The 23,044-nt window shown below is 40.3% G+C and carries 19 protein-coding genes and 3 pseudogenes; 3 read left to right on the forward strand and 19 right to left on the reverse strand.

What is annotated here, in order from left to right; translation table 11 throughout:
* Positions 1–100: 100 nt before the first annotated feature.
* The 10 genes and pseudogenes from AN618_RS00590 to AN618_RS00635 all read right to left on the reverse strand — a co-directional run bounded on the left by AN618_RS00590 (position 101) and on the right by AN618_RS00635 (position 8,454).
* Positions 101–841 carry an SIS domain-containing protein gene (locus tag AN618_RS00590; RefSeq protein WP_066350783.1) on the reverse strand — a complete coding sequence of 247 codons (741 nt, stop codon included), beginning with the start codon at positions 839–841 and terminating at the stop codon, positions 101–103.
* Between the two features lie 18 nt (positions 842–859).
* Complete coding sequence (locus AN618_RS00595) at positions 860–1,153, reverse strand: PTS sugar transporter subunit IIB (RefSeq protein ID WP_066350789.1); 294 nt, start codon at positions 1,151–1,153, stop codon at positions 860–862.
* A 29-nt stretch (positions 1,154–1,182) separates the two neighbouring features.
* Entirely contained in the window at positions 1,183–2,457 is a 1,275-nt protein-coding gene (locus AN618_RS00600; protein ID WP_066350791.1) for a PTS ascorbate transporter subunit IIC, read from the reverse strand.
* 23 nt (positions 2,458–2,480) lie between these two features.
* Complete coding sequence (locus tag AN618_RS00605) at positions 2,481–4,607, reverse strand: PRD domain-containing protein (RefSeq protein WP_066350792.1); 2,127 nt, start codon at positions 4,605–4,607, stop codon at positions 2,481–2,483.
* A 149-nt stretch (positions 4,608–4,756) separates the two neighbouring features.
* Positions 4,757–5,746: an ornithine cyclodeaminase family protein gene (locus AN618_RS00610; RefSeq protein ID WP_066350793.1), complete on the reverse strand. Its 990-nt coding sequence runs from the start codon at positions 5,744–5,746 to the stop codon at positions 4,757–4,759.
* A 260-nt stretch (positions 5,747–6,006) separates the two neighbouring features.
* On the reverse strand, positions 6,007–6,807 hold the full coding sequence (zupT, locus tag AN618_RS00615; protein ID WP_066350794.1) for a zinc transporter ZupT: 801 nt from the start codon (positions 6,805–6,807) through the stop codon (positions 6,007–6,009).
* 117 nt (positions 6,808–6,924) lie between these two features.
* A pseudogene (locus AN618_RS00620) lies at positions 6,925–7,341 on the reverse strand (DEAD/DEAH box helicase); the annotation flags it as partial.
* A complete protein-coding gene (locus AN618_RS00625) occupies positions 7,317–7,691 on the reverse strand; it encodes an SWIM zinc finger family protein (protein ID WP_066350796.1) in 375 nt (124 codons plus the stop codon). The gene AN618_RS00625 and the pseudogene AN618_RS00620, both read right to left, overlap by 25 nt.
* 110 nt (positions 7,692–7,801) lie before the next feature.
* Positions 7,802–8,209 carry a type II toxin-antitoxin system VapC family toxin gene (locus AN618_RS00630; protein ID WP_066350801.1) on the reverse strand — a complete coding sequence of 136 codons (408 nt, stop codon included), beginning with the start codon at positions 8,207–8,209 and terminating at the stop codon, positions 7,802–7,804.
* Positions 8,206–8,454 (reverse strand): hypothetical protein, encoded by a 249-nt coding sequence (locus AN618_RS00635; protein ID WP_066350806.1) that lies wholly within the window; start codon positions 8,452–8,454, stop codon positions 8,206–8,208. The genes AN618_RS00630 and AN618_RS00635 overlap by 4 nt, the downstream gene beginning before the upstream one ends.
* A gap of 319 nt (positions 8,455–8,773) precedes the next feature.
* On the opposite strand from AN618_RS00635, the pseudogene AN618_RS13935 reads away from it, so the two are divergent.
* A pseudogene (locus AN618_RS13935) lies at positions 8,774–8,821 on the forward strand (hypothetical protein); the annotation flags it as partial.
* A 44-nt stretch (positions 8,822–8,865) separates the two neighbouring features.
* Here AN618_RS13935 and AN618_RS12985 read toward each other — a convergent pair.
* Positions 8,866–10,425, reverse strand: coding sequence for an MBL fold metallo-hydrolase RNA specificity domain-containing protein (locus AN618_RS12985; RefSeq protein ID WP_066350807.1), 1,560 nt, complete (start codon positions 10,423–10,425; stop codon positions 8,866–8,868).
* 163 nt (positions 10,426–10,588) lie between these two features.
* On the opposite strand from AN618_RS12985, the gene AN618_RS00645 reads away from it, so the two are divergent.
* Positions 10,589–11,431: a sulfurtransferase gene (locus tag AN618_RS00645; RefSeq protein ID WP_066350809.1), complete on the forward strand. Its 843-nt coding sequence runs from the start codon at positions 10,589–10,591 to the stop codon at positions 11,429–11,431.
* A 52-nt stretch (positions 11,432–11,483) separates the two neighbouring features.
* A complete protein-coding gene (locus tag AN618_RS00650; protein WP_066350811.1) occupies positions 11,484–12,059 on the forward strand; it encodes a Uma2 family endonuclease in 576 nt (191 codons plus the stop codon).
* 63 nt (positions 12,060–12,122) lie between these two features.
* Here AN618_RS00650 and AN618_RS00655 read toward each other — a convergent pair whose 3' ends face one another.
* From AN618_RS00655 to AN618_RS12525, 8 genes and pseudogenes are all read right to left on the reverse strand, one after another.
* Complete coding sequence (locus AN618_RS00655) at positions 12,123–12,749, reverse strand: DUF1847 domain-containing protein (RefSeq protein ID WP_066350812.1); 627 nt, start codon at positions 12,747–12,749, stop codon at positions 12,123–12,125.
* A gap of 77 nt (positions 12,750–12,826) precedes the next feature.
* A pseudogene (locus AN618_RS00660) lies at positions 12,827–13,390 on the reverse strand (Uma2 family endonuclease).
* Positions 13,391–13,466: 76 nt separating this feature from the next.
* A complete protein-coding gene (locus tag AN618_RS00665; RefSeq protein WP_222926191.1) occupies positions 13,467–14,015 on the reverse strand; it encodes an AAA domain-containing protein in 549 nt (182 codons plus the stop codon).
* 22 nt (positions 14,016–14,037) lie between these two features.
* Positions 14,038–14,625 (reverse strand): class I SAM-dependent methyltransferase, encoded by a 588-nt coding sequence (locus AN618_RS00670; protein WP_066350822.1) that lies wholly within the window; start codon positions 14,623–14,625, stop codon positions 14,038–14,040.
* Complete coding sequence (locus AN618_RS00675) at positions 14,610–17,300, reverse strand: DEAD/DEAH box helicase family protein (protein WP_066350826.1); 2,691 nt, start codon at positions 17,298–17,300, stop codon at positions 14,610–14,612. The genes AN618_RS00670 and AN618_RS00675 overlap by 16 nt, the downstream gene beginning before the upstream one ends.
* Before the next feature lie 83 nt (positions 17,301–17,383).
* A complete protein-coding gene (locus tag AN618_RS00680; protein ID WP_066350827.1) occupies positions 17,384–17,623 on the reverse strand; it encodes a hypothetical protein in 240 nt (79 codons plus the stop codon).
* Between the two features lie 89 nt (positions 17,624–17,712).
* Complete coding sequence (locus AN618_RS13850; protein WP_066350829.1) at positions 17,713–19,005, reverse strand: flagellin N-terminal helical domain-containing protein; 1,293 nt, start codon at positions 19,003–19,005, stop codon at positions 17,713–17,715.
* A gap of 224 nt (positions 19,006–19,229) precedes the next feature.
* A complete protein-coding gene (locus AN618_RS12525) occupies positions 19,230–23,024 on the reverse strand; it encodes a glycosyltransferase (protein ID WP_083514964.1) in 3,795 nt (1,264 codons plus the stop codon).
* Positions 23,025–23,044: the final 20 nt, after the last annotated feature.

Consider the following 23,044-nt stretch of genomic DNA (forward strand, 5'->3'; position numbering starts at 1 on the left):
CTACTAATCCTTAGATTTCATTTTTTAGAAATGACGTCAATCGCTTTTTTATGGGTTGGCGTCACTTTTTTATAAAAAAAACGGGCTTATCAGCCCGCAACTAAAGATGCTTAACTCTTCTTCTATATCTTTCAACTAATTTCAAGTTGTATTCTTCCGCACCGTCGACGTTTCCGCTCATGAAAACGGGAGGAACTATTCCCCTTTGCAGCATTATGGAAACTACCTCGGCAACCAACATATTGAGTATTACCGTATTAAGCACGGTCGAAAGTGGAGCAAAGGAAGTGTTAAAGCCCTCTTTTTCTATTTTCAGCGATGCATCGCCGTAGTTCCCACAGTTGTCTATTACTACATCAGCCACATCTTCCAGAAATTTACCCGAAGAATGCCTGGAAGATGTTCTTCCCTTATACTCCCTTGAAGTCACCGCCACCACTTTCAAGCCCCTTCTTTTTGCTTCATAAGCCGCTTCTACCGGAGCACCATTTCTACCCGAGTGGGATACTATGATGATGCATTCACCTTCTCTCATATCATACCTATCAAAAATTAAACTTATGATATCTTCCTTCCTTTCATAATGAGAACTTTTCAGAGCTCCTTCATGGAGCATCAACTCTGCCGGCAAAATAGGATTTACGCAAGCGAGGCCACCGGCTCGATAAAAGAGTTCCTCTGCGGCCATGTGCGAATGGCCGCAGCCGAATACGTGAAAAACGCTGTCCTCTTTTTTTAGCGAATCGGCTATTAATTCCGCTGCCTTTTTTATATTTTCAACCTGAGTTGTCTTTATTCTTTCTATACCTTTACTGACTTTTTCCAGATAATTATATAGCAAATTCCCTCCCTCCCAGTTTCACATTCCTTTCAATTCGTTAACCGCAGCTATAAGTTTTTCCCGCAATTTATCTTTATTGAAAAAATCATCGATGGCAACCACGACCTTTGCGGCATCCTTGACCTTTTCTTCGTGGAAGGTCTGAACCACCACTATGTCAGGATTTGCACTCTTTACACTCCCTATATCCGCGTGTTCTACCGATGCGTTTATACCCAATTCCCTTACAATATCTTCTATCGTCATTTTTAATATTAAACTGCTCCCCATCCCTACACCGCAGGCTGCGACGATTTTTATTTTTTCGCTCATCAATAAAAACCTCCTGTGTTAGAATTATGTTAGAATATCGATCCAATCAATTTGCCAGCTCCTATTATTATCCATGTTATTATATACCAGTCGGGGTCTGCGAGAACCGCAAGCTCAGGTGCAGTATTGCTAAGCATTGGCCATGTCAGCGCTTGACCGAAGGCCAAAAACACTCCGTTTATCGCTCCACCCAATACGGCTCCCTTCCAGCCGCCAACCGCGTTTCCAAAAACCGCAGCACCGGCCGCCGGGAAAAACAGCATTATCATCGATGGGACGATAGTGGCAAAACCCGTCAAGCCAAATATAACCATGAAAATCAAGAATACAACTGTGGAACTGATGAATCCAATCAAAACAGCTGTTGGTGCATAGGGAAATACTACCGGAACGTCCAGGGCCGGCTTGCCACCGGGAATGAGTTTTTGAGAAATTCCTCTAAAAGCGGGAACAATTTCCGCAAGAAATAGTCTCACGCCGTAGAGCAAAATCGTTATACCCGCTGCAAATCTAAATCCCTGTATCACGGACCACACTACAAAGTTTAGATCCCCGGCCTGTTTGGAAACTACGGCTTTTTCGGCAAAGAAGCTGGCAACCAACATTATAATAGTAATTATAAACGCGGTTCCAACAGTTATATCCTTCATAAACTCGATTTTCTTCGGTATTTTTATTTTTTCTGTGCTCTCCTCGGGTTTTCCAAAAAGATGCCCAAAACGTCCTGCCAGGTAAGCCGCAATAGAAGAAGTATGGCCGTATCCTATTTCGTCGCTATTGGTCACTTTTTTCATGTATCTGTGCACGTAAACCGGTTGAAAAGTAAAGTAAAGAGCTATCAAAATTGCCCCTACCAGTATTAAAGTCCCCTGATTGATATCGGGAAATGCCTCCAGCAAACTTGCGGTAATGACGAGAGAAATCCACCACATCAAATGTCCCGTAAGATATACGAACTTAGTGTTGAACACTCTTACTATTATAAGATGAATTAAAAATCCCAAAGCCATTATAGAAACTGCAGTGCTGCCGAATTTGCTCGTGAAGTCCTGCAAAGTATTGTTGGCAACGGGCGGTGCAATTTTAAATGCCGAAGATACTATAGTTTGAAAAGATGTAAGGCCGGCTATAAAGACGTCCGTTCCGGCAATCATTATCAGTATGCCAACCATCGCCTTTATGGTGCCAGAAATCGTTTCTTCAAAGCTTTTCTTCTGTAAAAGAAGTCCGATCAAGGTTACTAAACCTATTAAAACTGATACCTGGTTAAAAATATTTTTAACCAAAAAATCAATAAGTGCCATTAAAATCTACCTCCTATATTTTATTATTGGCTTATCAGACTAATAACTTCTTTTACTTCCTTAGCTTCTGATATCTTTTTAACCTTTTCTTTTTCTTTATCTCCCAAAAGCTGCACCAGTTCTGCTAAGGCCTTCAGGTGAGACGAATGGTCAACCGCACAAAGACAGACCACTATTTTTACAGGGTCATTATCCTTATTTCCAAAATTGACCGGATTTTTAAGGGTAATGAGGCTCATACCTACCCTTTTTGCACCTTCCTCAGGTCTTGCATGGGGCATGGCTATACCGGGTGCTATTACGATATAAGGTCCGGTCTTTTTTACATTATTGATCATAGCCTCTATATAACTCGGCATTGCATATCCTTTTTTTACAAGAAGCTCACCCCCTATCCTTATAGCTTCTTCCCAATCCTTTGCCTCTACGTTGAGTTTAATCGTATCCTCCACTAATACATCTTTTAACACGGGCTGAACATCTCCTCTCTCGCAGCTGTGAATACTCGGTATTTTAAACAATCTCATTAAATCCTTCTTTAACTTTTCTCTCTCCTTTATGTCCGCATATTTTTCAACAACTTTTATAATTTCATCAACCTTATTTTCTCCGTCGTATTGCCGTTTGACAGTCGTAATATAACTTTTTAGCCGCCGTATATCCCCTTCTTTCAACAAAGGATTAACAACTAATACTTTCAAACCCATTTCCTCTTCCCGCACGGGAATACTAGACACTATCAAATCAACCTTTTTTTCTTTCAAAACCTCCTTAGCCTGCCTGTAGGATACAGCATCTACAATATCTATATCAAAGATAGATTGCAATCTCGACGACAAAAGCTTTGCCGTGCCTATTCCTGTCCCGCAGACTACCAAAATTTTAGGTTTTGCGATATCCTTACTCTTTAGCCTTTCCAAAGCTGCACCAAAATGTAGCACAAAATAACCTACTTCTTCGTCGGGTATGCTTTTTTGGGTGTAGACCTCTAAAGGCTTTAACGATACTTTTACAATCTCGAAAAGCTCTTTATAATTCAACTTAATTTCGTCCAGTATAGGATTTTTTATACTAAGGTCGTGCCTCAACCTGTAAACTGTGGGTCTCAAGTGCTCTAACAACCCATCGAATAACTGTTTATCCTGGAACAAATCTACCCCCATATTATTGCTTACGAGAGAAATAATTTGCTGAACCAATATCTGATATTCCATCCAATTTTCATCTTCTATATCTTTAACTCTTGCTGTCGTACTTCCCAGCAAGTGAATTGCTATATATCCAATCTCTTCGATGGGGATCGAAATCCTATAGTGTTCTTCCAGCATTTTCGCTATATTCGAAGCTACAGCAAATTCCTTCGTTATCTTTAAAGACTCCAGTTCCTCCTGCGGCATTACTATATCCTTGCCCAACTTTATCCTCTTGATAGCCATAGCAAGATGCACTACAAACCCGGAAAAAGCGGCATCGGAAAAAACTATGTCCAGTTCCTTTTCTGCAATTTTTAAACATTCTTCGATATACTTGATGTCTATATCTTTAAAAAGCTTTGCTCCATAATTATCGAACAAATTTTCTCTTGAGAAGTGCATTGTTTCTTTAAATACATCCAAAAATCTGTATATATCAAGATTTTCCGTTAAAAGTTCAATTGCCGCCCGCCTAAGTTGTTTTTCTTCTCCTGCTATCTTCAATCCGCGCCTCGGTACCGCAGACAGTTCCAGGCCGTGACTTCTCAGCCATTCCCTTACTTTTCTAAGGTCCTTTACAACTGTACTTCTAGAAACACTGAGTTTATCCGCAAGATAATTAATATTTGTATAATCCTTCTGCTGTATGAGCTCGCTTATTATAAAATTAATTCTTTCTTTTTGAGATAAGACGTAATTTGTAAAATTGACTTGATCGAGAAGAGAAAATAGTTTCTCTTCATCTTCCAGCGTTCCATCGAACTTAACGCCTACCTTCGGCTTTCGCAATAATTGTGGCAAATTGTTATCCTTTAAAAAATTATCGATTGCATCTAAATCATACCTTACAGTCCTTTTGCTGACCTGAAACATCCCGGCAAGTTCCGCTATTTTAAGCGGCCTTTTTGAGTTTATAAGTTTTTTGAGAATCTTAATAGATCTTTCATTGAGAGGAATAGCAAATCACCTCTTCAATTTTTATTTTATTTCAACAATATTCCTCTTAAAAGCTTAACCTTTTGCAATACATTTGTGGCAAAGTGTGCACTAAATATAAAAAGGGAGCATATAAAAGCCCCCTTTTGTCAACTTTGCCATATCCATTTTTATATCTCCAGATTGCTTCCCAACCCCTGCTCCACAGCTTTCTCGTATATTTTTGCCGCCGTCACTATATCCTGCACGGCAATTCCTACGGACTTAAATATCGTTATTTCATCTTCCGAGGTCCTTCCCCGGATTTTCCCCAAAAGAACCTCTCCTATTTCCCCTGTTATCTTCTCCTCGCCCATCAACCCCTTCTTCATGGGCACAATCAAGTCTCCCGCTTCGGCAAGACAGGCCTCCCTTGAATCGACGAAAACCCTATCGGCTTTCAAAACTACCTCTTCCGGAAGCTCCTGCATTTCCGGAGTGAAGGAACCTATTGCATTTATATGAACCCCTTTTTTGACAAGCGAACCGTCGAACACGGGCGTTCTCGAAGTCGTCGCGGTCGTTATAATGTCCACCTCTGAAAGCACCCCATCCGCTTTTTCAACCGCCGTTATTTTAGCGCCATAGTCCTCAAATTCCCGACTCATTCGCCCGGCAAACTCCTTCGCCTTTTCAAAGTCCCTGCTGCAAACGTACACTTCTTCAAGCTTTCTCACTGAAAGCAGGGCCCAAAGCTGCTCCCTTGCCTGTCCTCCGGTGCCGAAAAGGATCGCCTTTTTTGCATCCTTTTTCGCAAGGAGTTCCGTCGCCGCTCCTGAAGCCGCACCGGTCCTGAGCCTCGTCAGGTACGTGCCGTCCATTACCGCCTTTACAATGCCGGTCGTGCCATCTATCAAAACCATGGTGGCCGGCACCGACGGCAACCCCTTTTTTGCATTTTCGGGATATACCGAAACTATCTTTACCCCCGCGAAACCAATTCCATCCACATAGCCCGGCATGAAGAGGATTTGTCCGCCGTGTCTTTCCGCGCTTATGTTGGTCCTAAGCGGGACATAGCACTTCCCTTCCGAAACCATTTTGTAGGCTTCCTTTACGGCTTCGATGGCCTCCTTCATGGGAAGGAGTTTTTTCATTTTTTCAGCAGTTATAATAAGCATGCGGATCACGCTCCTTTTACACGCACATTAATTTAACATTAATATTTATACTGGAGAACGAACGCCACGGAGACTTTCCGGCTAATTTTATTTGCATTTTCATTGCTATCAAAACATCTTGTTTTATGGTATTATATATGACAAAAGGTGATAGGCATATGAAAACCACATTGTATGTCAATAGAAAACTGCATTTAATTTAGACAAATCTGATTTGGAGGAAATGCGCCGGGACGAAAGATAAATATCTCGTCGAACTTTTACACAAACGCCAATAAACTGAAGGCCATGATGGCCATACCGGCCACGAAGCCGTAAACTGAAAGGTGGTGCTCACCGTATTCGCGGGCCGAGGGGAGAAGCTCATCAATGGAAATAAAAACCATTATTCCCGCGATGCAGGCAAATATCACTCCTATAACAAGGTCGTTCACGAAGGGAAACAGTATCAGATAAAATATCGCGGCGCCAAGGGGTTCCGAAAGGCCGGAAAGAAAGGAATAGAGGAAGGCCTTTTTCTTGTCCCCGGTGGCGTAGAAAATCGGCACCGATACCGCTATCCCCTCCGGGATATTGTGAATGGCTATAGCAAAGGCGATAGGGATGGCGATGGATACTTCCTGCAAGGCAGATGCGAAAGCCGCAAATCCTTCCGGAAAGTTGTGCACTGCCACCGCAACTGCTGTCAAAAATCCGGTCCTCAGAAGTTTTCCTTCTACTGCACCGCTTTCTCTTATTTTCTCCACCCGCTGCATTTCGTGGGGGTTTCCCTCGCTGGGGACAAGTTTATCGATGAGTGCTATAAGAAAAACTCCGGTAAAAAAGGAGATGATGCTGATAAAAGAGCCCAATTTTGCCCCCAAAGCTTTACTTAAAATCTCCATCGATTTCGAGAGCAATTCAACGAATGAAACGTAGACCATAACACCGGCCGAAAGGCCAAGGCTCACCGACAGAAATTTCGTGTTGGTCTTTTTGGCATAGAAGGCTATGGCACTTCCTATTCCGGTGCTCAACCCCGCAAAAAGAGTCAATAAAAAAGCCCTTATAATGTTGTTCATTATCTCCACCCTTTTTGAGTGATATAACTTTGATTGAATTCCGGTGCATAACCACATGTTATATTATATGACGGCACCAACATTTTGGTTTCCTGTAAGGCCTGTTGCTGGTCGAACTCATCCCACCCTGAAAAGCTCCATTATCTCTTCCTTCGAAAGGGCGTTTATGAATACCTCGCCTTCCGATACTATAGAGCTTATGAGGTCCTTTTTTCTTTTCTGGAGCTCGTCTATTTTTTCCTCGATGGTTCCCCGGGTTATAAGCCTGAAGACCTGCACGTTGTTCTCCTGCCCTATTCTGTATGCCCTGTCGGCGGCCTGCTCCTCCACGGCGGGATTCCACCACGGGTCAAAGTGAATCACTGTATCCGCCGATGTAAGGTTAAGGCCCACTCCGCCAGCTTTGAGCGAAAGCAGGAAGACCTGACCCTTGCCGCTATTGAAATCATCCACAATCCTTTTTCTTTCGGAGACGTCGGTGCTCCCATCAAGATAGGCGTAATCTATTTTCAATCTATCCAGGCTTCTCTTGATTTAGAAAAAAGCTCGCTTAATACTTCCGCCTCCACATCCTTCCTTTTTATCGCCCAGGGCCTTTTCAGGTCACCCTTGCTTTTATGAATATACCAGAGCGCCGCGACCACGTGTTTGCACATACTATCGTACTGTCTTACATACGGGCAGGTGCATCTGAATGCTGTCAAAACATTGCCTCTAAGCTCCAGCAAAACCTCGTAGTCACGGGTACCCCTCACAACGGCTCGAAATGTGTTCCCATGGAAGACCCCGCTTTTCACCGCTCCGACTTCGTAATACACCAGCCCTCTTTTTACAATTTCGGGTGGAATAGAGCTTAATACGTCCTGCAAATTTGCAATTTCCATAGCAACTTCCTCCAGCCGGCTTTTTTAATGAAAGATATACGACGGTCACATGTGCCTTGGAGTACGATGAACTTTCATCCCAGGCGTTTCCTCTTCATGATTTAAAATAGTTACTCGTCAATTGCTGCCACAGGAATATCCAATTTTTGAGCAATATCTATTAACTTTGAATCTAATGTTACTAATGTGGCATTCTTTCTGCGGCTTACAACTAAATACATGATATCATAGGTGGGATGTTTAAGTTTACATGCTAATGGAATTGCCTCTTCATAAAGATCCTCAGCTTTTATAAACTGATCAACCATTTCTATCATATGTCTGATTTTATGAAGCAGATCCTCAACAGGATATTTCTGAAGAATATTGTATTTCCACATTACATTGGAGGCCTCATATATGTAAAGAGAGGGGGCGATAATCCATTCCGCTTTTTCAAGAATATCTATTATTTTTTTCTGCTTTGGCCGCCCCATTACAACTTCAACTGCAGCACTTACATCGATTGTAATGATCATCTTTCACGATCCTCTCGTATTAATTTTACTGGATCTAAAGCATCTTTATAATTTTTATCCTTGGTTTCCTGGATTATATGGTTAAAAAGTAATGAACGACGTTTTTTGTTACTTTTTTCTAGTTGTAATGCTTTTTCCAACAAAATTATTGTTTCCTGGGCAATACTTCGCCTTTCAGCTTCTGCCAGTTGAATAATTTGTTGGTAAATATAATCAGGTAAATCACGCACCTGTAAAGAAGGCATCACAACCCCTCCTTTCATTGTTCTTGCTATAGTATATCAAAAAATCACGATGCATGCAATTTGCATTCAATAAGCAGGGACGTGCGTAAAATAAATGTCGCAGGAAGAGCGTCAGTTTACCGAAGAATCTGGTATAATATAATAAAATAAGGAAGTTTGTGGTGATTTTATGGAAAGTGGAAGGACTGAAAAAAAGATATGCATGAAATTGATATTAAAAAGACCCTTGATAAGACTGCTATAGAAGCTATGGTTGATATAGGTAACCACATCAAAAACTTACGCCGATACCTTTGAAATTCTATACAAAAACGGAATTATAGAAAAAAAAGACGCCGACACTTATAAGCTCATGGCCAAATTCCGAAATCGAATTGTTCATTTTTATGATGAAGTCGACGATAGAGAAGTTTATAGGATATTACATTTTCCCTTCTCCGGCCACAGTACCTTGCAAAATCCCATAAAGCGCTCGAAAAATTCCCTTTCTTCGGTGTGCACGGGAATGAGAACCTTCGGCTTTATCGTCTCCACCATCTCCTCTATCCCTGGGCCGTGGATGTGGCCGCTGGCGTGAAAGCCCGACCTTTCCCTGTCTCGGCCTAGAGTACCGTAAAGTTCAAATCCGAAGTAGTCTATCCAGTTCCTCACTCGCTGGTGGTCTATGAGCATCTCTTCGTCGAAGGCTTCGCTGGAAGAATATATGTACGTTCCGCCCTCCGGTTGTATGTCCAGAAATGCGTGAAAGTCGTAGTATGAAAAGCAAAGTATGTAACTTCTCGGGTCTTTTTTTATGTCCTCCGCCGTAACGGTCTTATCGATGGGCATCCTTTCGAAGAGGGCCGCTTCCCATTTGTCCATGCGGGATTTCGGCTTTACATACATCCTTATCCTGCCGTCAGCGTGCGGGTCGGGCACTCCATCCTCCTCTGCCGCTTTCAAAGCCTCTAGCAGGTATACGTCCTTGGCAGTGAGAACCAGCTGCCTTCCCGTCTTCCCGGCTATCTCGAGGAACGAAAGCAGGCGCTCGACATTTCTCGGGCCGAAATCCGACACAACAAGCCCTCCGGCTTTTGAAACCACGTCAAAGCAGTTTGCGGCAACTTCTTCTTCGGTGACGGGCTTTTTCGTCCCGGGGTGCGTCCCCTCGCATATAAGGGCCACTGGCTCGAGCTTTGCCGCTTCTTCGAAAAAGCGCCTGGTCAACGCCGCATTCTTCCCGTGGAGCCTGAGGTCGCCGGTGTATATTATCCACCCTTCGGAAGTCTTTACGCCAAAAGCGCTTGCGCCGGGTATGGAGTGGTCCACCGGCCAGATTTTCACCGTAAAATCACCAATTTTTGCTTCGCTGCCTTCAGCTTCCAGTTTGCGGCACTCCAGTTTCCGCGAGTGGTCGTAATTTTCCCAAAAAGTACAGGCGCTTTCCGGAATAAAATCTTTTCCAAGGATTTTATACCGCCTCTGCTTGAAAGCTGTGGACTTGTAATGGCCTGTCTGCAAAAGGCCGTCCTTGTATTCCCGGGGATTTATGTAGCATATCTCCTGCAGGCGGTTTCCGCCTCCCGTATCCTGCAACGCTTTGCAAATCACGGCGGCGGTAAGGCTCGTTATCACCGGGACGTCCTCGCGGACGTACGAAAGGTGCCCGCAGTGGTCGTAGTGGGCGTGGGAAAGGAGGATTCCCTGGACCTCGGTCTTTCGATACCGCGGATGTGAGGAATACCTTTTCCACACGCCGGGATATTCGAGGTCGGTTCTGTATAGGCCTTCCAGCGGCGGCAGAATGTCCAGGGCGAGAAGGTCGTAAAATCCAAAGCCGCTCCTCGGGCCTAAAAATTCGTCGAAGAACATGCCCTCTGCTTTGAAGTTGGTGCCGAAGTCCAGAAAAATAGCGTTTTCTTCATCTTCCAGAAGGATCTTATTGCCCCCGATGCAGCCCACACCATCATAAAAGGTAATTTTTAAGGACATTCCATCACCCCAATTCTTTCTTTGATCTATATTTCAACGGTGCGTTTTACACCGCTTTGTAATTTTATTTTAAAATTGTGAGGTGATGTGGTATATTCTTAGTAAGCAATAAATTATAGTGGTTTTGCAAACAAATTTAACGTAAAAACAAGGAGGCGTTTAAATGAAAAACTTCGTTTCGGTTGACTGGCTTTACGAAAACATCGATAACGAGAACATAAAGATTTTCGATGTGAGAAGCGATCTTTTTGATAAAGAATACGGTAAAAAGGTTTTTGAAGAAGGACATATAAAAAATGCTCGCTTTATTGATCTAGAAGAACATCTTTCAGGGCCAAAAGGAAAGCACGGTGGGAGACACCCCCTTCCGAATTTAGAAGAATTTACCGAAACGGTAAGAAGCCTCGGTATTGGAAACGATACAATCGTAATTGCCTATGATGAACAAAAAATCGCATCCGCTTCAAGATTTTGCTTTATGCTCAGGCTAATAGGCCATGAAAAAAATTTCATCCTCAACGGCGGAATAAAAAGGTGGATGGATAAAGGTTATCCTCTGGAAAAAGGAAGCGGTGATAATGAATATAAGGGTTTATCCGATTTTTCCCCCGAGTTTCACCTGGAATTGGTAGCTGATGTAAACGACGTAAGGGCGGCTATAGGCAAAGAGGATGCCGCTATCGTCGATTCCAGGATGCCTGAAAGATTCAAAGGCTTGATAGAACCCATCGATTTTAAAAAAGGCCATATTCCCTCCGCAGTAAACTTTTTCTGGAAAGAAAACTTGAAGGAAAACGGCGAACTAAAAGATATAGAAGAACTCAAAGAAAGATTTTCACCTTTGAAAGGAAAGAAAGATATAATCATCTACTGCGGTTCCGGTATAGATGCCACATTTAACTTTTTCACCTTGGATGAGCTTGGAATAAAAGCAAGGGTGTACATAGGAAGCTTCAGCGATTGGATAACTTATGATGAAAATGAAGTAATTGTTGAAGTTTGTTAATTTATATTATGTTTGCACTTTGGAAATAACATAAAAAAGGAGGATGAAGTTGATGCCCTCGCCTGAGGAAAGCAAAAAATATACTTATGCCGACTATCTGACATGGCCAGACGATGAACGTTGGGAGATCATTGATGGCATAGCCTATATGCAGGCTGCTCCTACATGGCAGCATCAGGCTGTCGTCTTAGAATTGGCAAGACAGTTTGCCGATTATCTTAGAGGTAAGTCTTGCATGGTTTTTACAGCTCCTTTTGATTTAAGGCTTCCGGAAGAAAATGAGAAAGATGAGGATACAAAAAACGTCCTTCAACCTGATATAGTTGTTATATGTAACAAAGAGGGGCTTAAAGGTACCGGCTATTACGGCATTCCTGATCTTATAATTGAGGTAACGTCACCATCTACATCACGGAAAGATAGGTTGCTTAAGTTTAATAAATACGAGAAAGTCGGCGTGAAAGAATACTGGATAGTAGATCCCGATGGGAAATTCGTTAGTGTTTTTACTCTGCAGGAAAATAAAAGATATGGCCGGCCTGAATTGTATAGCGACAAAGATAAAATAAAAGTGTCTATTTTCCCGGATCTCGTAATTGATCTTGAGCCGGTATTCGCGGGAATATAAATATATTTGGACAAAACGGCATAACTTAACTTTTAAGCAAATCAAAATTATTCCTAGCTTTTTCTATTTTTGCGGAAAAAGCCTGTCTTTGTAATAACCGTTAGCGAGGTAGACGGCAGCTAGTGGGTTGTGGCCCAGGATCCTATCCTTAACCGCCAGCACGGTCACCGGCGCCTTGGAGTATTTTATGAAAAGCGAATCATGGCCAACGCAGAGCCCCAAAATTATGTTCAAATCCGTCCTGGCCTTGTTTAAGAAAAAGGCCTGCCCGACGGGGTTGCACATAGGCTCGTAAGTCCCAGGCCGCACTTTCTCGCTCTCTTTTATCTTTATATTCTCTTTGGGGATGCTGCAGTTTTTGCACACCACCGAATTTACTGTAAAGCCGTTGGCGGTAAGGATTTCGACCACCATTTTCGCTTCCTGCCTCAGGCCTATGCAGAAAGCCAATCCCAGATTCTTAAACCCGCATTTTCGAGAAAACTCCATTATTTCTTCTATCCTCGTCCACCTGCAGTAACCTTCGCTTTCGACCAATGCCGAAAAATAAGCCAACTTTTGGTTTTCATCCGAAAAATATTTCTCCAATATTTCTTCCCTGTCTTCCTCAAGGCAGGGACAGTTTTTGGGAGCTTTCGAAAGGTCTCCGGACCTGCAGGCAAAAGCGGCACATTGAGCACAGTTGTACATTTTTTTGCCCCCTTTAGCTTGCATTTTTCAACCACAAATACGGCGGCGTACTTTACGCCGCTTTGTAGGTTGTGATTTTAAAATAGAAACTTTAAGTCTATCTCAAGATCCTCGAAAATAGAAACTTTTACTTTGTCATCCTAGGTATATAACTCAGGTCGACCGTATCTTTTGTCTTCCTGTAAAACGAACACACTCAAGATTTTACTTTCCGGTTCCACTATCCAGTATTCTTTTACGCCGTATTTTTCATATAAGTTAAACTTATGCAGTTTATCTTTCTGAGCTGTCGAAGGCGAAGTGATTTCTACAATCAAATCAGGCGCTCCAGTACACCCTTTCTCATCAAGCTTGGATTCATCGCACACAACTATTATGTCGGGCTGAACCACGGTTTTTATCTCTTTCTCGTCCTTTTCATTTCCGTCAGGAAATCTTACATCAAAAGGTGCCATATACACTTCATACGATTTATCTTTGAGATAATTGAAGAATTGGTAGAAAAGCTGTCCTAAGATTCTTTGATGGGTTCTTGAGTGGGATGTCATCAAGTAAACCTGGCCATGAATCAGTTCAATTCTTTAATTTTCAGGCCATGCTATATAATCCGCATAAGTATATATTTTATTTTCTTTTGGCAAAGGCTTTTTACACCTTCTTTCGAAAAACTACCCTCTCTTAAGATGTACCTCGCCTGCTCCTCTCCTACCAGAGATATTACGCCAAAAGTCTTATTTCGTAAGCCGGATGCTTTGCCGCCGCTACCAGCAGCGACGCCAACTCAATTGCCTCTTTTTTATTTACCTTTCTTTCAACGATTGCACCTTGCACCCGGTAGGGTACCACATGAGGTTTGAGAGGTACCCTGCTGGATTCCCTCAAAGGTCTTATACTACCGTTATAGCAAAGGTAATTGCTAAACTGTATAATCTCCGGCACACACCGGAAGTGTTCTACCAGCATGATGGTGCCTCCGAAGGACTCCCGGGCTATATCGTAAATCGACCGCCTTCCGTCATAAAGTATGGCATTCGGTATATCCTTTAAGTATTCTGCTCTAATATCCTTAATGCGTTCCAGCTCCTGTCCAACGCCTTCTGGACTTACCTGTTCGTGGTCACCCACAACAACTACTTTTTCAGCCAAATACAGCGCCGTAAGGGCCAACGAATCGCACTGGCTTGCTTCATCGATGATAACCACATCAAAGCGCGTTGTCTTTGGATCGAACTGTTCTACCACGCGGGAAAGCGACATAATCCACATTCAAATAAATAAGCAAAAATTTTTATAATTTTTTCAAAACTACATTTAGCCATTTTTCATTTTCCCTTCCTTTTCTAACGTCGTATGTCACCTTCATTTCAAGGAGTGCAAAATAAGGATGCTTTTTTAGAAGTTCATTGAACGAAAGTTCATCATAATTGTTGAAAAACCGCCCGTTTCTAATTTCCTCCTTGTTTCCATATTTATATGAGGAATAAAAAACGCCACCCTTTTTCAGGGCTAAATAAATTTTTTTAAATATAGAGTCAATTTTGCTTCTTGGTACATGCAAAAGCGAGGCACACGCCCAAATCCCATCAAATTCTTCATTAAAATTTATTTCATCAAACGTGAGGTGAAGGGTTTGCTTTCCCGTAAACTGAGTTGAAAGCTTTACCATCTCAAACGAGCCATCTATTGCTATTACATCATACCCATTTTGCAAAAAATATTTGGTATCCCTTCCCGAACCGCAGCCTAAATCAAGTATTCTAGCCTCTTTTGGCAAATATTTCAAGAAAAGCTTATATACTTCCTTCATATCTGCGTCTTTTGTGTTTTCAAAAAACGTATTTGCATTTTCATCGTAATACCTTATCGTTGAGTCCATTTTTCGTATCTCTCCTTATAGTAACGCTTTATCCTGTAATCTAATGCATCTTTGAAATGCATAAGAAAATATCTATTAGTTAAAAAAAGGGCCAATTTCTCATTTAAACAAAAATAATCCCCCTCCCTGTAGAAAAATTCGGGATTTGTCTTAATAAAATTCTCCTCAGGATTTTCTCTCGACAACTTAACATATTCTTCCTTTCCCCATGTTTTATAATCACTTCTTGTTTTGTGAACTTCCAAATCAATTGCATTTGAAGGACTTGCAAAGAATTCCTTAAATGCCTTATAAATGTCGTCGGAATTTAGCTTTAATTTCATGTTGCCATTGTTATAAAATGCAAGAAGTAGCGGCATTTTATATATCTTTGTCATTCTCGTATTCTCTACTAATTTTATAAACTCATGAGCAATCGTGTTACATAAACCGACCTCATCTGGTTCTAATTGATTATTGTTACTCAAAAAGGATAAATAATCCTTAAATACATTTATAGAAGGATCGGAAAATTTTTTCATGCTCGCGTATGTAGTTTCATCAATGTATTTAAAAAATTCCACGCGGCTTGGCCGTTTACCCAGCATTTCTTTTATCCTCAAAAATTCTTCGAAAATTAGAGCCTGAATGTTTTTAAGGCTTTCGGCCTGTTTTTTGAAGATATCTATTAATCTAAAATCGAAGTCGATAACACAATCATCAGGAAAATCAAAATCGTCTAAGGTGTATTTACTCTTTTTAATCGATTCTATATCACATTCATTGCTACTTAAAAGAAAAGGAATAATAAAAGCTCTTTTGTAGTTGCCTATAAAGTCTAACACAGTTAGATAATTTTTATTTTTAGCTTTTCTCAAACCTCTCCCGAGTTGCTGCAAAAAGATAGTTGGGGATTCTGTTGGTCTTAAAAACATTAACATATCTATCTCAGGAATGTCAACGCCTTCATTGAACATATCAACGGTGAAAACAACCTTCACTTCTCCATTTTTAAGTTTTCTAATGGCTTCATTTCTTTCTACGGCATTTTTGCCCTGCTCACCGCTGTAAACAGCACAACACTTAACTCCCTTTTGGTTAAAATATTCTGCCATAAACTCTGCATGATTTCGCGAAGCACAAAATGCCAGTGTTCTTTGCTTATTGAATTTCAGGTAGTTTTTGAGTATTAAATCCGCTCTTTTGTGAATCATGAGAACTCTTTCAAGTTCATCTTCCTTGTATTTCCCATTGATTACAGGAATCTTTGAAAAGTCTGTCTCATCGTATATACCGTAGTAGTGAAAAGGTACTAAGTAACCTTTATTAATTGCATCCTTGAGTCTCAGCTCATATACAACATTATAATCACACAGTTCAAAAACGTCCTTATTATCCAACCTTTCAGGCGTTGCCGTAAGGCCCAAGAGAAACTTTGGTCTGAAATAGTTTATAATGTTTTGGTAACTCTTTGCAACCGCATGATGAAACTCATCAATTACAATATATTCAAAATAATCACGCGCAAAATATTCCGGATTTAAATATTCTTCCTTGCCAAGGGTCTGAACCGAAGCAAAAATTATCTCCTTATTTGTATCCTTAACATCACCTTTAAAAAATCCAATTGTTGAATTTGGCCTGATGGTTTTAAAGGATAAATATGCCTGATTCAGAATTTCTTCCCTGTGAGCAACAAATAAAACTGTATTGTATTGCATCGAATCAAAGGCTGCCAAAAGAGTTTTCCCAATACCTGTCGCTGCTACAACAAGAGCCTTGTCTAATCCATCCTCGCGACTTTTCTTAAGCCAATAAAGCGCTTCTACTTGGGCATCATTTGGCTGCAAGATAGGAAACACTTTCCTCGGTCCTTTTTTTATTTCATCTGATTTTTTTACACCATCTGGTATAACAGTTGCCTCATATCTAGGGGAATTTTCAGCCACTTTAAAAACATCATTATCATGCAAAATCGAATCAGGAATATAAGACAAATTCTGATTTTCATCAGGCTGAATCTGGCGTTCAGTATCAATAAATATTTTCGGCTTTTTCCATATGCGGCTGTATTTTTTTAAAAGTTCATCGTCAATTTTTTCTGTACAATGTTCTAATATGTTAAAGAATTCCTTTTTAAATAGCTCAAAATCTTTCGGATTTGTAGTTTTTTCAATTCTATAATTCCATTCAATTCCATATGTCAAAGCAGACTCCGATAAATTTGATGACCCAATGAATATATCTCCTTTACCGTCAGGATATTCTATTATATATGCTTTTGGATGAAATGGAATGTTCTCATGCTTAAAAAATCTTAAATCAACAAAATCACCCAATCTATCTTTTATCAAATATAGAGCAGACGGTTGAGTTATGTTTAAGTACCTACCAGTTATTATTCTAATTGGACAATTCCTCTTTTTGGCCTCAATTAAATCCTCAATAATCAACCTTACCCCTGATTCCAATAAAAAAGATACAATTAAGTTTATCTCAACAGCTTTTGAAAATGACTTTTGTAGTTCTAAAAGAAAATTTTCATTTGCTCCGCAAAAACACTTTTGAATATCTATATTTTGTTTGAGCAGTAATTGATTATAAATACCTTCTAAATTTCTGTATAATTCCTCTACATCTTTAATTGTAACGTTTGTCAAACATTCCTGGATTATTTTTGTTCTTTCTTTTCCCATTTTTTATCACCCTGGATACGCTAAAAAACCCGAATAAATTGTCTGAATACATTTTATCATATTAACTCCGGATATCGAATACTTTATTTACCGGGTTTTAAAACACATCCAACCGGTGCTGCATTGTACTTTTTCATAATGCTTTCATATTCTCCGCTTTCCACCCATTTGAAAAGCTCGGAAGCCCTCATTATAGTCCAGGGATGATCCTGCCACATTATCCCAGTTGAAATTTGTAGGATTTTAAAGTATCCAATGCTTTTTTTGTCAAAGGAATGCTCGTATTGATACGATTTTAAGCCTTTTAGTATTTTTCTTTTCATACTTTGCCTCCTGAATTAGAATATTCCATATCAAAAGCCCCGGTTGCCCGGGGCTCTCGAAAATTGCTCTTGAAATATTAACTTTTAAATTAACCCAACAGCTTGAGAACCGACTGCGGCAGCATGTTTGCCTGGGCGAGCATTGCAGTTGCAGCTTGATTCAGGATGTTCATCTTGGTGAACTCCATCATTTCTTTTGCCATGTCAACGTCGCGGATGCGTGACTCGGCAGCGGTGAGGTTTTCTGATGCCACCTCAAGGTTGTTTATTGTGTGTTCTAATCGGTTCTGGTATGCACCGAGTTTGGCACGCTCAGTAGAAACTTTTTCGATGGCCTGCTGGATGGTGGTAATGGCCTGATTTGCAGCAGTCTGATTCGAAACGTTGATGCCTTTTACTTCAAAAGTGGCATTTCCGGTTAATGCCGTGCCTAAGGTAAGAATCGTTTTCCCGGATGCATCCACAAAAGTTTTGCTATCCGAAGTTGTGGCGACAACCTGGCCGCTGGAATCTTTAAGCACTTTATTTGTGGAATCATAAGTATACGTTCCAGCTTCCAGGCCGTTGTTGGTGACGCTCGGAGTAGGAGTAGGAGTAAAAGTACCTGTTATAGTTGTACCAGAGATAGAAAAAGTGACTGTGCCGCTGGTGACAGTGGTTGAGAATTGTAACGTATCATCAGCGCCAGACAATGAAAATGTTACGCCATCCGAGCTTGTTGCGCTAATATTCCCTGTGCTGTCAACCATTTCATATACACTTGAACTGCTATTAAATCTAATTGTATATGTTCCCGATGTAAAGTTACTATCAGTAGTAACTGATCCTTCCGCTATTGTGCCAGAAACTGCTACATTTACTAAATTTACATCACCTACTACGCCTAAAGCGAACCCGCGCATGTCATTAATCTGAAGTGAGAGATTCTGGTTTTCGTTAGCACCTATGTGGAACGTTCCGGCAAACGTGCCGTTCAAGAGCTTCTGTGTGTTGAACTCGGTGGTGTTGCCGATTCTAGCCAGCTCCTGGGCGAGCTGGTCGATCTCCTTCTGGATCTCGGCCCTGTCGGTGGCGGTGTTGGTGTCGCTGGCCGCCTGCACGGCAAGCTCCCTCATCCTCTGCAGGATGCTGTGGGTCTCGTTCAAAGCGCCTTCAGCTGTTTGTATGAGGGATATGGCGTCCTGAGCGTTCTTGGATGCCATGTTGAGGCCGCGGATCTGACCCCTCATCTTCTCTGAGATAGCAAGACCGGCAGCATCGTCCCCGGCTCTGTTGATCCTGTAGCCCGATGACAGCTTCTCAAGGGACTTCTGAAGCGAAGTGTTGTTTACTGATAGCTGTCTGTAAGCATTTAAGGCACTTATGTTGTGGTTAATCCTCATAAGATCTTCCTCCTTGATCTTATTTCCCGCTTCCCTGCGGGATGTCTTTGTTCGGCCGGCCGGACCGAACTTTTCATTCACTTATTTTATCGATGAAAGATTTGCAAAAATTAATGTCCGATATAGCTCGAATTTCCCATTTTTCTTTGTTCTTCTAGTTTTAATTTCTTTTTTCTATTAATTTCTTCTTTCTTTGTAGATTTTTTGGGATTTTTACCATAATTTTATTGAACAATTTCTTCAAGCTCTATTTCGGGGTAAATTTCCTTTATTGATTTACTTACTCTTTCCGCTTCATCATTTCGCCCCGTCACTTTATATATCTTATACATCAAAGCATAATTGTCCACATCCATTCTATCGATATTAAAAGCTCTTGCCGTAAAGACCAAAGCTTCGTCAGTCATATTTTGCTCCAATGCTTTTTTGGCAAGGTATCTGTAAACTGAAGAGTCTTCGCAATTAAGGTCAGCGGCTTTTATATAGGCGGCTACCGCAAGTTCATCAAAACCTTTATCTTTCATCATATGTCCGTATCTCACATAATCGTCTCTGGTAAAAAGTCCTGAATAAAGCTTCAACAGTTTATTGAACAAATCGAATTCACCAAATTGAATTAGTTTTTCTAAGAGCTTAAAATAACTATCTTTAACTTCATCATACCTTGCTTTCATTTCACCGATTATCGTAAGAAAAAGTTTTTTATCGGTAGAATCTTCGATTTCCCATAAGATCCTTTTTGCCATTTCAAGTTCTTTAAGTATTAAATGGCATAAGATTTTATGGTAAAGCGCCTCGCTTTTTGCCTTTTCGTGTTCTTTGTCAAAAAACTCAATGGCTTTTTGATAGTCCTTCATCCCCATACACGCAATGCCTTTTAAAGTATTCAGCCCTGCTATGTCCATATCGACTTCATCGAGATATTCCTTTGCAATATCGAATCTTCCACTATTCATGTAAAGCTTTGCAAGGATGGCAAAATTTGCAGGATTTCTCTTGTCAACGTATTTATCAAAAAATTCCCTTACACTCTCAGGTTTTTCATTTTGCACGAATAAGTCAAAAAGCTTCACAAAAACATCCTGATAATTGGGATTGCTTTTTAAAATTTCGATATACTCTTTAACAGCATCATGAAGTCTGCCTAGCTTTTCATAACAATAAGCAATCATGTAGCGTGCCCTGTAGCTGCCCGTACCACCCATGGTGATAAATAAACCTTTATATTCGCCCATCGCTATGCATTCTTTGAACATCTCAATAGCTTTTTTATAACGTTTCTGTTCGACGTATAACATACCCTCCAGGAATTTAAAATCCGGGATATCTATGTAATAAGCCTTTGCATCATTTATCAGCTTTAATGCCGTCTCATAATCTTTCAGAGCGGTATATGTCTGTATTAAATATCTCAAGAGCCTGGGAGCAGAATAGGAATTTACATTCATTCCTTTCGTAGCAATTAGAAGATGTTTTAGGGCTTTCTTATAATCCCTTGCATTGAAATATTCCACCCCTAGGTTTCCGTGTTGGAATTTATCATTAGGATGTTTCATGAGATATTTTAAAAGCATATTTATATATCTTTCGGTCTTATTTTTTTCAATTCGCGTTTCACTTAAATAACCGTAATGTAAAATAGTGACATCTGCATTCTTGAAGACAGGTACTCGATTTTCCTCTATATTTCTTAGATTCTCATGAATCGGATATACGTACTTTAACTTTCCGTTATTTCTGAACAACCTAAAATTATAGTGTATTTCGGTGAGCCCGCTAGAAACGCTCGCACCTCCATAGTTTACGATTTTGAACATGTACGCTTCCACAGTATCGTCATTGAGAAGCGGCCGTATTTTTCCTACATCCTCCTTTTTAATCTCCTCATCAGCATCAAGGAACAATATCCAATCCGACGTAGCGTTCTCGATTGCAATATTTCTTGCCTTGCTGTAATCATCTTCCCATTTCGCATGGATAACCTTTGCGCCGAGGCTTTGTGCGATTTCCACCGTGCTATCTTTAGAACCCGTATCCACGACCACTATTTCGTCTACGATGTCCTTGACGCTGTTTATGCATCGAGCTATGTTTTTCTCTTCGTCCTTTGTGATGAGGCAGAGGGAAAGAGTAATTTTCCCCTTTTTACCAAAATTTCTTACATCGTGATTTCCAATTAAAAGAGAAAAATATGTCACCATGTTTTTAATCTCTTCATTTTCAATATGCGTTAGCATTTCGCTGAATTTTTTAATAAAATATATTCCTCGAAAAGTTATGGTCACCGGATAATATTTTTGTGCCAATTCGAAGGCTTCTTTCAGGTCATTTAGCGCATAATCGAATAATCTCCTTCTTGCCATTGCATAGGCCCTTTCAATTAAAGCAGAAACCCTTAAACCGCTATTGCAGTTTTCTTCTTTTAATTCGGGAAAAATCTCGGAAAGCGGTATCTCATTATACACTTTTTCAAAGATGATTTTTTCATATTCCATAGTGGCTTCGGCAACCTTTTCCACCGGAATAGGGTTTTCTTTAGAACCTCTCACCTTATTGTGCTGCCTGTACGTAACGGTCGGCAAAAGTATTTTCCCGACATTGCAGTGGTTTTTAACAAGCCTTATCCACATATCGTAATCTTGAACTCTTATTAATCGTTCGTCATATTTTCCAGTTTTCAAAAAGGCTTCCTTTTTAACTAAAACCGTACTTCCGTGAAAAATGCACCCGTGCAGCAAGCTTTTCAATAGGTCATTCTGCTCAATTTCTGAAGGCTCCCATACAAGTAGAGGAACTTTATTACTTGAATCCGTGTATATCGACGAAGTATGTATCAAATCTAAATGGGGTTTTCTGAGAAAATGCCTCATCTGCACTTCCAATTTGCGCGGTAATGCCGTATCATCATCATCAAAAATCCAGATATAATCGCCGGTTGCAAACTCTAAAGCTGTGTTAATAGCACAAGGTTTGCCTTTATTTTCTTGAGATATGTATTTTATCTGTTCTCTTTCTATATACGGCTTTAATTTTTCGTAAGTTTTATCGGTAGAACCGTCATTTACCACTATTATTTCGAAATTTTTATAGGTTTGGTTCAATATGCTGTCGATGGATTCCTGGATGTATTTTTCACCATTATATGTTGGCAATATGATAGAAACCTTCCCCGCGCCCTTTAAATCTTCAAGAGGATGAGGCGGCAAAAAATATTTTGCTAAGTCTTCATCCTTTTTTTCTTTAATGTCCTCTTTATTATTATTAAACCAACACAATATCCACTCATCGGGCACTCTATCATCCCAATTTATATCGTCCTCATTTACTCCTATTTTGCTTAATAGTTCTTTCAACACATCTAAATTGAAAATGTGCAAATAATCAGGCGAAAGAATTCTATAGCCATTAGGCACACTTATAATAATTTTTCCTCCACTTTTACAAAGGCGCTTAGCCTCCATTAAAATTTTTAGTGGATCTTTTACATGTTCTAGCACTTCCGCTAAAACAACTGTATCAAAAGAACTATCCGGTATAGGAATGTTATTTGTATTTGCATCAACTACATCAAAAAAGCAGTCGCTTAAACCAAAATGCCAAACCTTAAATCTTGCTATTTCAACAGCTACAGGGTCTATATCTATACCAAACACTCTGTTGCCATACATTGAAATATAAGATGATAAGTCTCCACTGCCACAACCAACCTCAAGAACATCACCAGTACATAGAGACGCTACAACAGCAAATTTTTTCTTCTCACTTTGACTCCGATTATGCCTATATTTCAGATTTTTAGAATGATTTTTATAGTCAATTATCAACTGTAAAATATTTGATGAGATGCTAATCTTATTGCTTTCTGAAGACAACTCAACATACTCTTTTAATTCTTTTAAATATAGTTTAAAAACATCAAAATTTTCTACGGCTACGTTTAATAATGCAAGATCAACAATCTCTTTAGGGGTATATTCCAACTTTAACCTTTGTAGTCTTTTCGTCAATTCACTTTTCAATTTCTTTTTCCTCCACTCCG

The sequence above is a fragment of the Fervidicola ferrireducens genome, assembly GCF_001562425.1.
In the GTDB taxonomy this organism is placed as follows: Bacteria; Bacillota; Thermosediminibacteria; order Thermosediminibacterales; family Thermosediminibacteraceae; genus Fervidicola; species Fervidicola ferrireducens.

What these genes read in the sequence shown, in the direction of transcription:
- AN618_RS00595 (WP_066350789.1), bottom strand. Translation starts at nt 1,153, where the DNA reads ATGAGCGAAAAAATAAAAATCGTCGCAGCCTGCGGTGTAGGGATGGGG.
- AN618_RS00600 (WP_066350791.1), bottom strand. Translation starts at nt 2,457, where the DNA reads ATGGCACTTATTGATTTTTTGGTTAAAAATATTTTTAACCAGGTATCA.
- AN618_RS00610 (WP_066350793.1), bottom strand. Translation starts at nt 5,746, where the DNA reads ATGCTTATTATAACTGCTGAAAAAATGAAAAAACTCCTTCCCATGAAG.
- zupT (WP_066350794.1), bottom strand. Translation starts at nt 6,807, where the DNA reads ATGAACAACATTATAAGGGCTTTTTTATTGACTCTTTTTGCGGGGTTG.
- AN618_RS00625 (WP_066350796.1), bottom strand. Translation starts at nt 7,691, where the DNA reads ATGGAAATTGCAAATTTGCAGGACGTATTAAGCTCTATTCCACCCGAA.
- AN618_RS00630 (WP_066350801.1), bottom strand. Translation starts at nt 8,209, where the DNA reads ATGATCATTACAATCGATGTAAGTGCTGCAGTTGAAGTTGTAATGGGG.
- AN618_RS00635 (WP_066350806.1), bottom strand. Translation starts at nt 8,454, where the DNA reads ATGCCTTCTTTACAGGTGCGTGATTTACCTGATTATATTTACCAACAA.
- AN618_RS12985 (WP_066350807.1), bottom strand. Translation starts at nt 10,425, where the DNA reads ATGTCCTTAAAAATTACCTTTTATGATGGTGTGGGCTGCATCGGGGGC.
- AN618_RS00645 (WP_066350809.1), top strand. Translation starts at nt 10,589, where the DNA reads ATGAAAAACTTCGTTTCGGTTGACTGGCTTTACGAAAACATCGATAAC.
- AN618_RS00650 (WP_066350811.1), top strand. Translation starts at nt 11,484, where the DNA reads ATGCCCTCGCCTGAGGAAAGCAAAAAATATACTTATGCCGACTATCTG.
- AN618_RS00655 (WP_066350812.1), bottom strand. Translation starts at nt 12,749, where the DNA reads ATGTACAACTGTGCTCAATGTGCCGCTTTTGCCTGCAGGTCCGGAGAC.
- AN618_RS00665 (WP_222926191.1), bottom strand. Translation starts at nt 14,015, where the DNA reads ATGTGGATTATGTCGCTTTCCCGCGTGGTAGAACAGTTCGATCCAAAG.
- AN618_RS00670 (WP_066350822.1), bottom strand. Translation starts at nt 14,625, where the DNA reads ATGGACTCAACGATAAGGTATTACGATGAAAATGCAAATACGTTTTTT.
- AN618_RS00675 (WP_066350826.1), bottom strand. Translation starts at nt 17,300, where the DNA reads ATGGGAAAAGAAAGAACAAAAATAATCCAGGAATGTTTGACAAACGTT.
- AN618_RS00680 (WP_066350827.1), bottom strand. Translation starts at nt 17,623, where the DNA reads ATGAAAAGAAAAATACTAAAAGGCTTAAAATCGTATCAATACGAGCAT.
- AN618_RS13850 (WP_066350829.1), bottom strand. Translation starts at nt 19,005, where the DNA reads ATGAGGATTAACCACAACATAAGTGCCTTAAATGCTTACAGACAGCTA.